15 protein-coding genes are annotated in these 12,076 nt (G+C 46.2%); all 15 read left to right on the forward strand.

The window, feature by feature from the left end:
- Positions 1–566: 566 nt before the first annotated feature.
- A complete protein-coding gene (locus tag HV302_RS27440; protein WP_007372312.1) occupies positions 567–1,820 on the forward strand; it encodes a ParA family protein in 1,254 nt (417 codons plus the stop codon).
- Complete coding sequence (locus HV302_RS27445; RefSeq protein WP_007372313.1) at positions 1,817–2,821, forward strand: ParB family protein; 1,005 nt, start codon at positions 1,817–1,819, stop codon at positions 2,819–2,821. The genes HV302_RS27440 and HV302_RS27445 overlap by 4 nt, the downstream gene beginning before the upstream one ends.
- Before the next feature lie 39 nt (positions 2,822–2,860).
- A complete protein-coding gene (locus tag HV302_RS27450; RefSeq protein ID WP_172745723.1) occupies positions 2,861–3,346 on the forward strand; it encodes a hypothetical protein in 486 nt (161 codons plus the stop codon).
- Between the two features lie 40 nt (positions 3,347–3,386).
- Positions 3,387–5,018, forward strand: coding sequence for an AAA family ATPase (locus HV302_RS27455; protein ID WP_224771500.1), 1,632 nt, complete (start codon positions 3,387–3,389; stop codon positions 5,016–5,018).
- Positions 5,019–5,233: 215 nt separating this feature from the next.
- Entirely contained in the window at positions 5,234–5,380 is a 147-nt protein-coding gene (locus HV302_RS28095; RefSeq protein ID WP_234430162.1) for a hypothetical protein, read from the forward strand.
- 64 nt (positions 5,381–5,444) lie between these two features.
- Entirely contained in the window at positions 5,445–5,618 is a 174-nt protein-coding gene (locus HV302_RS27460) for a hypothetical protein (protein ID WP_009653096.1), read from the forward strand.
- 41 nt (positions 5,619–5,659) lie between these two features.
- A complete protein-coding gene (locus HV302_RS27465) occupies positions 5,660–5,977 on the forward strand; it encodes a hypothetical protein (RefSeq protein WP_007372316.1) in 318 nt (105 codons plus the stop codon).
- Between the two features lies 1 nt (position 5,978).
- Complete coding sequence (locus tag HV302_RS27470; RefSeq protein WP_045269635.1) at positions 5,979–6,728, forward strand: hypothetical protein; 750 nt, start codon at positions 5,979–5,981, stop codon at positions 6,726–6,728.
- A 20-nt stretch (positions 6,729–6,748) separates the two neighbouring features.
- On the forward strand, positions 6,749–7,435 hold the full coding sequence (locus tag HV302_RS27475; RefSeq protein WP_016241554.1) for a hypothetical protein: 687 nt from the start codon (positions 6,749–6,751) through the stop codon (positions 7,433–7,435).
- A 158-nt stretch (positions 7,436–7,593) separates the two neighbouring features.
- A complete protein-coding gene (locus tag HV302_RS27480) occupies positions 7,594–8,769 on the forward strand; it encodes a ParB/RepB/Spo0J family partition protein (protein ID WP_007372318.1) in 1,176 nt (391 codons plus the stop codon).
- Positions 8,770–8,954: 185 nt separating this feature from the next.
- Entirely contained in the window at positions 8,955–9,464 is a 510-nt protein-coding gene (locus HV302_RS27485; protein WP_223307977.1) for a hypothetical protein, read from the forward strand.
- Positions 9,461–9,829: a hypothetical protein gene (locus tag HV302_RS27490; protein ID WP_007372320.1), complete on the forward strand. Its 369-nt coding sequence runs from the start codon at positions 9,461–9,463 to the stop codon at positions 9,827–9,829. Before HV302_RS27485 ends, HV302_RS27490 begins: the two co-directional genes overlap by 4 nt.
- Positions 9,830–9,843: 14 nt before the next feature.
- On the forward strand, positions 9,844–11,256 hold the full coding sequence (gene dnaB, locus HV302_RS27495; RefSeq protein WP_007372321.1) for a replicative DNA helicase: 1,413 nt from the start codon (positions 9,844–9,846) through the stop codon (positions 11,254–11,256).
- Between the two features lie 122 nt (positions 11,257–11,378).
- A complete protein-coding gene (locus HV302_RS27500) occupies positions 11,379–11,579 on the forward strand; it encodes a hypothetical protein (protein WP_007372322.1) in 201 nt (66 codons plus the stop codon).
- A gap of 126 nt (positions 11,580–11,705) precedes the next feature.
- Entirely contained in the window at positions 11,706–12,071 is a 366-nt protein-coding gene (locus HV302_RS27505) for a hypothetical protein (RefSeq protein ID WP_008786579.1), read from the forward strand.
- The last annotated feature ends 5 nt before the right edge of the window (positions 12,072–12,076 follow it).

Below are 12,076 nucleotides of genomic sequence, written 5' to 3' on the forward strand. Positions count from 1 at the left end.
TATCCTCCAGCGCTAAGTCACTTAACCCCCTTAATCGCCAGCCAGCATCTCCGGGTTCTGCCCGACCCGTGGATTACTTAACACCCTTAATCGCCAGTCAGCCTCTCCGGGTTCTGCCCGTACCGTGGGTCACTTAACCCCCTTAATCGCCAGCCAGCCTCTCCGGTTTCTGCCCGTACAGTGGGTCACTTAACCCCCTTAATCGCCAGCCAGCCTCTCCGGTTTCTGCCCGTACCGTGGGTCACTTAACCCCCTTAATCGCCAGCCAGCATCTCCGGGTTCTGCCCGACCCGTGGGTTACTTAACCCCCTTAATCGCCAGTCAGTCTCTCCGGGTTCTGCCCGCCCCGTGGATTACTTAACCCCCTTAATCGCCAGAAGAGAAAGATGATGTGTCATTGAACTGCATTTCGAGATCGCAAAATGAAGAAAAAACAAAATAGAATGTTAGCGTCTCAATCTGATTGCCGTTACAATTATACGCATAGAGCGTCATTTTACGCATTATACGTAAAGTATACGCATATGCGTTTAAATTCATAATTCAGGTTTGAGGGTATGACGAGAATGAATCTAATAGATAAAATTGCCCTTGTCGGGCAACGCATGAAGTCCGAACAAATTTCATTGAAAGAATCGTTACTGGCTTCTTCCCGGGTATCTGTATCAGATGACAGTGTGGAGGGGGTAGATCGCCTTATCTATAACCACTGCCTGAATAAAAAAAATCTCTCCGACTTCTTTGGAAAATCTCGAGTTACCTTCAATAAAATTCTCGCTGATCTCGAAGAAAAAAGGCTGGTGGGTCAACCTATTTATCAGAACAAAAACCACCTTTATACCCGCTGGGATGTCCAGAATATTATGGATGCCCTGGGTTATCCGCGCTATAGAGATTACTACCAGAGCCGAACAATCATTGTTCAGAATCATAAAGGTGGGACAGGAAAAAGCACGACCTCAGTGGCTCTGGCTGTAGCAGCAGCACTTGATCTCCAGTTGAATGCCAGAGTTTTAGTAATTGAATGGGATCCGCAAGGCTCTATTGGTAGCGGTATGATTCAAAGCGTATCTGAAGACGACGTATTCCTGACTGCAATCGACGCAATCCTGGGCGTGTATGAAGAAGGTTCTGAATATAAAAAATACCTCGACATGGGTTACTCTGAGGCTGAAATCATTGAGAATATGCCGTTCTCAACCCATCTGCCAAATCTTGATGTAATTACTGCGTTCCCAACCGATGCGAGATTCAAAGATAAATACTGGCAGTGCAGTAAAGAAGAGCGCACTCAGTTGTTGCTACGATTCAAAGAAGTGATAATGCCAGTCCTGAAAGCTAAGTATGACCTTATTATCTTCGATACCCCTCCAGAAGACTCGCCAATTATCTGGGCCGCTGATGAGGCCGCTGACGGTATTCTTGTCGCAGTTTCTCCGCGAGAATACGACTATGCATCCACAACTGATTTTATGCTGACGATCAGTGAGCGATTCCGTCAGTCTCCCAATAAAGGTGAAAATATTAAATGGTTTAAAGTACTGGCCGTTAACGTCGATGATAAAAGCCCATACGAAAAAATAGTCCTCGATAAGTTAATTCGAACCGTTCAAGACCTGTTTATGGCAACCAATATCAAAAACTCTGAAGCATTCAAAGCAGCTGCGTCACGGGGTAGGTCGGTTCTCGATATTAAGAAATCTGAAGAGTTATGTTCACCAAAGCAGCTGGATATTGCCGAAGAATCCGTAATGTCCGTATATCAACAGTTTATTAATGAGATAAAGAGTTTTTCAGCGAAGGAAGGAGTTAACGCATGAGTGATGAACAGCATATCGGAAACGATAAATCGCGTTATCTAAATACGCCAAAGCGAACCGATGTAGGCCACCGTTCCGGGTTAGCTAACCTTAAGAGTCCCCCTCGCATTAAGAAACTCTTTACCCTTCATAACGGGCGAAAACTTGAAGCTGAGCACGTCACTGTAGCAGCTGAAAATGTCGCTACTGAGACCGCCGTTCACCCAATGAACCCGCGAAATCAGGAAGCGCTTACCACAAACGCAGTACGAGATATCCTGCAACAAATTGAGTCAAGGGGTGTTGATACTGAAGGTGTTGCCGTTAAACGTGATGGCGTGTACCTGCTTATTGAAGGTAGCCGCAGACGTTTTTGCTGTATTGCGGCTCAAAAAGATCTGCCTTTATGGGTGCTACCAGATGATCTATCAGCTGAGGACATCAAGGCGATTATTACCGCTGCACAAACATCACGCCGATTCTCATACCGAGAGGTTGGGCTTCAGTATCTGGAACTAATGCAGGAAAAAGGATTCACCAAAAATGAAGAGCTTGCCCTCTTTCTTGGCATAAGCCATGTGTCAGTCTTTAAACGTATTCAGGCGGCGCGTATTGACGGTTCGTTGATAGCTCTGTTCCCGGATTATGAAGGTATACCAAACTCCTTCTACAGCCGGTTGTCCAAACTTCAGAAATACGTAGAGAGCAACCTTTTCATTCTTGCAGATGTAGTTGATAGGGTGAAAGAAGAAATTGCTAATCTGGACATCAGTGACATCCCGGAAGCGCAGAAAATTGTCATGGCGCAGATCACAAAGGCGGTTGAATTACTCGATCAAAAGCCACCTGCAAAAAGTTGGGAAACCCGTGATCTGGCTAATTTTGCTAATAAGGACAAATACGCCCGTATCAGCAAAAATGCATCGGGCCGTAAAGTTCGCTTTGAATTTAACCGAATGAGTACCGAGCTCATGGCAGAAATTGAAGCATTTATTACGGATAAACTGAGTAGCGAAAAATAACAATTCGCCATTGCTTGATTATCGAAACTGCACCTCCTGGTGCAGTTTTTTTTTGGCCGCAAACCTATTCGTCAGGAGGAGACACCGGTTGATAATAGGAAAAAAACAGCTCATGAGGTGGCTATGCTTTCGGAAAAAATTGTAACCCTGTTTTCAAATGACGCATTAAAGCGTTTCACGATTCTTGAGGCTTACGCCGAGCTAAAACGTCAGGGTACTTTTAGCGTTTTCCTTTCGTTCATCGATCCTCGTACTGATTGTCTCGTAGAGGGTAACTTTCAATTCTACCCGAACCCCGTTAAGACCTACTCAAACATGGGAGTATGCTATCTCACTGAACATCTTGGGCTAACGTTAAAAATCCCAAGCTCTATGGAATGGTGGGCTACACATGAAAAGTCAACATTTCATAACCAAGACATCACCTATCTGAAGGAGGGTGAATACGTAAAGGCAACCATTAAACTGGAAATAGGCTCGCGGATCAGAGTTCCTAATGCGTTCGAAGTTGCCCCTTCCATGTGAACTTAAGGCATATCAAAGTAAATTACTGACGAGGACGGCTATGGCACTCACGATAAAAACAGAAACACTAAAAGCTACCACAAGCCCAACATTTGAGGCTTTACGTAATCGTTATAGCCACCGTAGTTCTGACGATGAGATTGCCGTCGATCCGCTATGTTTATCTCGGGATGATCTGAATGAACTTTTACAGGCATGTCGTGGTGATGGAGAGTCAAAAAATCGACGAGCTCTTGAATCGATCATCACTGCACTGGAAGGTGATTTCGATAAGCCTGTGAGCAGTTTTCCGGCATTCGGTCGTGTGTTACTACAGTATCTGAAGTCAAATCGAATTGATGGCTGGATATACCGACGCGGTCATGACGGCAACCTGTACCCCGGTCTTGTTACAGCAATAAAAGAAGTAAAATCAGAAAAAAACTCTGACCGTCCCCCATCACTATTGTTACAAATCAGCTGGTATGGGTTCGGCGAATATTCGCACTCCAAAAAGGTTTACGGAACCCAGCTTACCGCCCTGAATTTCGAGCCTAATGAGGTGGCGCGGCGCAGTGTCGCTAAGACACTGGCCGACCGTGATATCTACCATGAAACGCATGAGCTGAAACAAGAGTACCTGGAACAACTAACGCGGTTTAAGGAAGTGGTCGACGGGCAATTTGGCAATCAGTTTAAAGCAACCGGCAGGGCTGTCAGAATGGAATCGTATAGCTACAGCGACCGGAATCTGGAAATAGCAGGGCATAAACTGATACACGATTTGCCTGATAGTGAGTGCGATGCCTACGGTGCAGAAGTGGAGTCGCCTCTTTTTGAAGATGACCAGTTTGGCCTTTTACCCGAAATTCCTGTGCAGCGTTATTTTGATCTCTCGCTGCAAGACTTTATCTGGATACATGCCAATAACGTAGAACCATACAAGTATGATAAAGAACTGCCAAAAAAGATGGTTTTGCCGGAAGACCACCGTGATTTACTCGATATACTGACCACGGATATCAGCGCTTTCACCAGCGATATTGTTGAAGGGAAAAGCGCGGGTAACATCATCATGTGCGTGGGCTCACCCGGACTTGGGAAGACATTAACTGCTGAAGTGTATGCAGAGGTCATTGAACGGCCCCTGTACTCAATTCATGCTGGCGCACTGGGAACCAACGCCGATGACATTGAGAAAAATCTGCGGACGATTCTGACCCGGGCTAAACGCTGGAACTGTGTCCTGCTTCTGGACGAAGCCGATGTGTTTGTCATGCAGCGTGGAGCATCACTGACTCAAAATGCCATCGTTGCGGAGTTCCTCCGTACACTGGAGTATTTCGATGGGTTGATGTTCATGACAAGCAACCGGGGTAGTGACATCGATGAGGCTATCATACCAAGATGCGCTGCAATCATTCACTATGATGTGCCGGAGAAATCAGATGCCCAAAAGATCTGGAAGATTATGGGTGAGAACTTTGGCGTGAACATTCCTGATGAACTGGTCAGATCACTTGTAAACACTTACCCAGAACTTCCACCACGTGACATCAAGATGTTGCTACGGCTCACGTTGCGAATGAGCGTGAAAGAGCAGGGGAGTGGTAGCATCCCGACACTGGATATTGTGCGGAAATGCGCGATGTTTCGTGGGATAGAACGAAAGAGAAAAGAAAAAGCCCTGTGATAACGATGCCGGGTTCGCCCGGCATACAACCTGCTGGCCCAGCCCAAAGCAATCCGAGTTCTTCAGCAAAAGCAGCAGCGTGTCGGAAATAACTGTGTTATAACAATTCAGGTGATCATGATGAGAAGTTGATAACAATGTTTAAGCTAAGTCCCATAAGAAAAAAAACAAACAAGCTGCATAAACTCCTTAATAACGGCTATCGTTTCGTAATCATGCATGAAGATGAAATTATTGAACCCTTCCGCTACGAAATAGAAGCCAGACGAAAACTATTCTTTGGCAGAAAACTCCTTTCTATTTCCGACCTCATCGACTCAATAAACGATAGTGTAAAAACCCAAGCAAAACGCGCCCCTTAACTATTCGTCACCTGAATAACTCCAGCTATGATAAACATTATTATCAAGCTTAAAGGTGATACTTATGAAACCGTTTGGGATTTTCTATTCAGTAGAAGGCTGCACTTGTTCACTGTGCCGCTCGCGTGGCTATCGTAAAAACAATGCATACGATAGATCTCTTCGTGTAAGCAAACACCGCGCCCGTCAGCAGGCCAAGCGTGAAATCCGCTCCGCCGTATTCAGCATCGACAATTAAGAAAGGTTGATGATAAATAAGAAGAATAACGAGGATAACAAATGACTGATGAAAACCAAATAAAGGTGCTGTTTTGCATTCTGCGTCGTCGATTCGTGGATTATGTCCCTGAGTTTGAAAACTGTGTAGAAGAACGGGAAGTCATCAATGAAACGCCGAAGGGTTACCGTATGTCCGTCTCCTACGGCACATCAGTTTACCTGCACGCGGATTATGAGTTTTTCGAATCACGTCAGGCAGCGTATCAATGGTGCGCCCGCCGTGTGACCGCTAGCATTGAGAAGATGAAACAAAAAATGCAGGCGGCAGAAGCAACAAAAATAAAACTGATAGAAGCATCCGGGAACTGTGGCGAATAAGATGACACCACGTCAAATTATCCTCTCACATATTACAGCTGAGAAAGCACTCCCACGAGGAACGCTGATCTGGTTATTCTACGAGAATGCCGATGATTTAATCAGCCTGAATGAAGTGGACGATAATCTTGAAAGGTGGCATCAACGAGTTGGGTCGCCTGAAGAAATTCAGGTGATACTGGATATGCCTGATGACGATTCAGAAGTCTGGCTATTCAGCCCAACAAAATTATTCTCCCCACGGGTAAAAACCCCCGTTCTGACAGCCAGAGATAGGGCAGTTGCTCGCTATGGCGTTTCTCGCGTTATGACGGCGGAGAAAGTTGTTTTTCTGTATTCAGGGTATCTTCTGCACCTCTATAGACAGGCATATGGTTTCACCGGCCCTGCGCCTGAAGTTCGGGTCAACTGGAGTGCCAAACATTCATGGGGCGGCAGGAGCTCAATCACTATTTCACCATCGTCCATTTATCCTGACAGTGATACACCGCGCTATCGCTACCATGAGTACGCACATATAGAGCAGCGTAAGGACATCGGAGCATTTTATTCAATCAATCAACTGGATCATATCAAAGGCGTAGTGGCACATGAGCTTGCGCACTTTTGCCAGCGCCACACTGGAAAAGATAATTTTAAATTTGGTTTTCCGGTACTCCCTGAAAAAGATTTCAGAACGGCTCATGGTGATGGGTGGCAGTTCTTGTATGCATTTTTCAGAACAGAATTAAATAAAAGAATTCAGCGATAACCCAAAAAAAGGCATAACCAATGTACCTTCTTTCCATTTTATTATTTACATTTGTTTATCTGTTATCCTTTAATTCTGTTATAGAGGAAAATAGAGACCGCTATTCCATACAGACTTTTGCAATAGTGATGATCACGATATTCCTGATATCAATGCCAGTAACAACAACTTTTGTGTCGTTGATGCTTGAAGAAAACCAGAGAGAGCATCGTGATTTGATTTCCTTCCTGCAAATCAATTCCGTTTGGTTCGCAGGAGCCGGGGGGCTGGTGGCTATCTTCTTGTCAGCCCTGACAATGGTTCGCCTGAAGCAAAAACGTATCCGTCACAAAACATCGAACCTTAACCTCATCGTTGTGGGCCTTTTCGCGGGCGTAGTCTCTTTTGCCAGCGCGTATAAGCATCTAGCTTTCTTCAGTGGGGATGATGCGGGAGTGTTTTTATATGAGGCTATACCAGCCATCGATGACATCGACTGTAACGCGCCAATACTCCTGGTGAAATGGGAACCTGACTCAAAGAAGCCAACTGCATGGCGATGCCCTACGGGCGTTGCATTCAATATCAATAGTCCTACTCCATTCCTACCTTGGGGTTCATATGAGGAAGGGGAGAGTTCAAAACTAAATGAAGTGATGACAATTTTGATGAAAAATGCGGTCAAAATCGAAAAACGTCGCCATCTTGATGTCATCATTACGAGCTAAGGCCTTGTAATCACTGGATTACAGGGCTTTTTTATGTACCCGAAAAAAAAGAGACATTTTGTCCCCAAATACGCTTCGTCACCTGTTTGGTGTGTGTTTAACTGGATTTACAGCAAGCAACGAACCTCGCGACACAATAACTAAAGCGGAGAAACACCATGAACACCGACGTTAAAGCTATCTTCGAACAAAGCCGTACCCTGGAAAATCTGGAAGGCGCTGCGGTACTGATGCGCAGCTTAGACAAAGCGCCATCATCACTCCGAGCACTGAGCGATTTCGTAACCAAAGCGCGTAAAAGCGGCAATACGGAACAGTTCGAAGAAGCCGATATCGGGCGTAACAACGTCTTTGCGGTGAGCCCGTACTGGTTGTTTGTGGAAGAGGGACTGAACCTCCGCGACGTAAATTATGACCGTGCGGTAATGTTCAAACACGCTTATCTGGAACGTCCTCAGTCAGTGCCTGTCATCCGCGTTAAACCAGTAGTAGTGGAAGGCGTAACCCGCCTGAAAATCATTGATGGCCACCACCGTTTTGCTGGCCTGATGATGGCGATTGCTGAGGGCGCGAGCTTCCAGAAAATCACCGTCGAGGAATTTGAAGGCGGCAAGGACGAAGAAGTCTACAACATGATCGAGAGCGCCAACTCCCTTCAGTTGAAGATGGTGGAACGCGCTGAAGGCTTCAAGCGCCTGATTGGCTGGGGTCACACCATTGAGTCGATTGCTCAGCGTCTGGGTGTCTCTCTGGTCACCGTTCGCCGCAGTATCGTGCTGGCAAACGCTGACTTCAGCATCAAGATGCTGGTGAAAGAAGATAAGGTATCTGGTGACGTTGCCGTTGACGTTATTAACGAATGTCAGGGTACTGACCGCGACCCGTATGAAGTCCTGATGGAATCCCTGAAAAAGGCAGAAGGAGCTGGGAAAACCCGCGTCACTGCCAAATTCGTGAGTTCCAAGAAAAAGACTGGCCTGAAACCGAAAGTTATCCGTAAAACCTTCGACAGCCTGTTGCCAACCCTGAGCCAGCTGCGCGACCAGATCCCGCCGCAGCCGGAAGGTGAGCATGAAAATCAGATCGAAATTACGGAAACCGTGCCGGAAGAAGTCGTCTTACGCCTGACTCCTGAAATGGCCCGTACTCTGATGGCTACCCTGGCTGAACTGGAATCAGCAAAACAGGCAGAAGATGCTGAAGCTAATGGTGACAACGACGGTGATAGTGCTGAAAACAACGGCGGTGCTGACGATGCGACTGATGCCGATACCGATGGCGCTAACCAGCAGAATGGTGAAACTGAAGAGACTCAGCTGCACCCGGTGTACTAACCTCCCAGCAGGTCTTTAACAGACCTGCATAAAATTCCTTTTCATTCTGATGGGCCGGATAAACCGGCTCATATTTTTGCACATATAAATGGCCGCATTTTGCTGCCTTAAATTTTTCGATGATAGACAGGAGCGCATTAAAATATCAGGGTTATAGACTTTTTTGGATAGCAATGGGGGTCGCGTTGAATATTCAGACTAATTATATCGAGCTGCAAAATTGGCTCGAAAAGGCAAAAAGTATTTATTCCTCCGCAGGATGCCCGCACGAAAGAGTTGATGATGGCATTTTAAAAATTGCAATGCAGGTAGCGGCTATTAGAAAAACAAAACCAGATATGCTGCATGTATTCCTTCAGGAGTTAATTACTGAGTTCAAGGGTTATAAACTCATTCAGTGCCGATTCAATAAATCCAATTATGAGCATTTTGTTATGACCCCGGAAATTCAGATTCTGATCGGTGGTCTTATGGATAAAGCGTCAGAGGGAATAATGCTGGCTTCTATCTGCCACATGCTACAGGTAGATACGTTATCCGAACTTCTAAGCCTAATCCCAACGGGAATGCCAGACACCGATGTACTGGATGCGCTATGGCGTGATCAGAAGACGCCCGCAGGACTGAACCTGCTTGATGACTTCGTACTTCTGGATACCGTTGCGCTGGCTAATAAGCGGGGGATTGCTGCATGAATGTATCGGCGTTGATTAGTAGCCTCTATGTGACCGTTATCGCCGGGCAGGAGCTGGAAGCAAAAGCTCTGGAGCATCACGAACGCCGTACAGCTGGTCGATTTTGCCGAAAAACACTTTCTGTCCACGCGGTGAAGCGCAAGCCCGGGGTGGAATTTCTGGCGCGGCTGAAAGTCAATTACGCCCGCGCCAACCTGACAAACTGCGACCCCGGTACAGTAGCCGAGCTGAGGCTGGTGGGCCGCTCTGATGAAGCGAATGAGCTCTCTGAAGCAATTCTAAAGGCAATAGCATCCAGTTACCCGGAGTTGGTATCGGAATGCGCACGACAATTACAAAAACAAAAGCTATTCCAGAACCTCTGAGGCCACTTATGACTATGGCGGACATCTCGTTTACCGAAACAGGTGAGACAAAGCAAACAGCTGAATACAGCTTAAAAACCCCTCCGCAATCGATAGAAGCGGAACAGTCCGTGCTGGGCGGGTTAATGCTTGAAAACCAGAGATGGGATGATGTGGCAGAAATCGTTAGTGAGCAGGATTTTAGTTCTCGACCGCATCGCTCAATTTTCTCTGCAATGAGATCGCTCGTTGCGAATCAATTCCCGATTGATTTGATAACCCTCGCTGAGCACATCGAAAACGAGGGAGAAGGTAAGCTGGATAGTCTCGGCGGTTTCGCCTATCTGGCAGAACTGTCAAAAAATACGCCCAGTGCGGCAAATATAATTGCCTACGCGCAGATCGTCAGGGAACGTGCCGTAATCAGGGAAATGATAAAAGTTGCCAACGAAATAACCGAGGCCGGTTACAACCCGGAAGGTAGGACAAGTGACGAATTGCTTGATCTTGCAGAAAGCCGGATTTTCCAGATTGCAGAGCAAAGGGGAAATAAAAGCGGTGGGCCGGAAAATATCAGCAGCATTCTGGACAGAACCGTTACCAAGATTGAAGCCTTGTTCCAGCGTCCCCATGACGGGGTCACTGGAGTTGATACCGGCTACGTGGACGTGAACAAGAAGACAGCCGGTCTACAGCCCTCGGATTTGATTATTATCGCTGCCAGACCCTCAATGGGGAAAACTACGTTTGCAATGAACATCTGCGAGAATGTATCGCTGACAAACGATAAGCCCGTCATGATTTTCAGCCTGGAAATGCCTACGGAACAGCTCATGATGCGCTCACTGGCATCGCTATCACGCGTCAACCAGACCAGCATCCGAACCGGACAGCTCGATGACGAGGACTGGGCCCGGTTATCCGGCACAATGGGACTGCTGCTGGAAAAAAAGAACATTTACATTGATGACAGCTCTGGCCTAACACCTATGGACGTTCGCTCCCGGGCGCGTCGATTGTCCCGCGAACACGGTGGGCTTAGCCTCATTATGATCGACTACCTTCAGTTGATGCGTGTACCGTCGTTATCTGACAACAGAACTCTGGAAATTGCTGAAATCTCCCGATCTCTGAAAGCACTGGCAAAAGAGCTGAATGTACCGGTAATCGCTTTATCGCAACTAAACCGCTCGCTTGAACAACGTGCCGATAAACGTCCGGTAAACTCAGATTTGCGAGAGTCAGGCTCCATTGAGCAGGATGCTGACCTGATCATGTTTATTTACCGTGATGAGGTCTATCACGAAAATAGCGATATGAAAGGTATAGCCGAAATTATCATAGGTAAACAGCGCAACGGGCCTATAGGGACAGTACGTCTCACATTTAATGGTCAATGGTCTCGATTTGATAATTATGGTGGCCCTGAGTATCATGATGACGACTGACCATAAAAGCTACTGACCTTATCCTGATATTTAATTAAAGGTTTTCGACTGTTTAATTTCGCCAGCTGATTGGCCCGATAGATAATGGTTCTACGGACAGCAATCTTTTATATAGGTGTAAAATGAAAACGATACTCTCAGCTTTATTATTCGTTGTTTCATGGAATGCACTGGCACAGGATGAGGGAAATAGTGGTGATAAAAAGCAACAGGCAACGGCAACTATTCAAATTTCGATTACAATTTTACCCGAACCGGTAAAACCAAAGATCACCAAAGAACAGGTGAGTGATACGCTAACCGTCATTTCTTATGAATGGTAGCATCCAGACAACCAACGGTTAAGCCTGCTCCAGCAAAGAAAAGTATCTTTCTGAACATCACTTCGTCACCCGAATGCCTCGTGATTTAATAAGTAAACAAACCGGACAATATTCACGAGGTGTTTTATGACAAATGAAACTCAGAACAACGCATCCGCACCTGAAGAGTTAATCACGCGTATATCGCAGGTCATTAAACGCAAGGATGGATCTGAAGTGAAAATTACTGCTCAGGCTGCGTTCGGTGCAGGGTTAACTCGCTCTATCGATGTATATGTTCTTCGTCGGGATAATGCTGATTCAAACTGGCAAGGTTGCAGTAATCGACCAAAAGCAGGATGGCGGAATATGTCTGTAGATGAATATATCCGTGAAGGGCGCTCTGAAATGCTTAAGGCAGTTACGCCGGGAGAAATTCTAAAGCTCACAAATGCCATTGGCAAACCAATGAGTTGTCTTGATCAATTATTTCCATCCCCGATTACTAAATAAATCAT

This window comes from Citrobacter sp. RHBSTW-00859 (assembly GCF_013729795.1).
Taxonomy (GTDB): Bacteria; Pseudomonadota; Gammaproteobacteria; order Enterobacterales; family Enterobacteriaceae; genus Citrobacter; species Citrobacter braakii.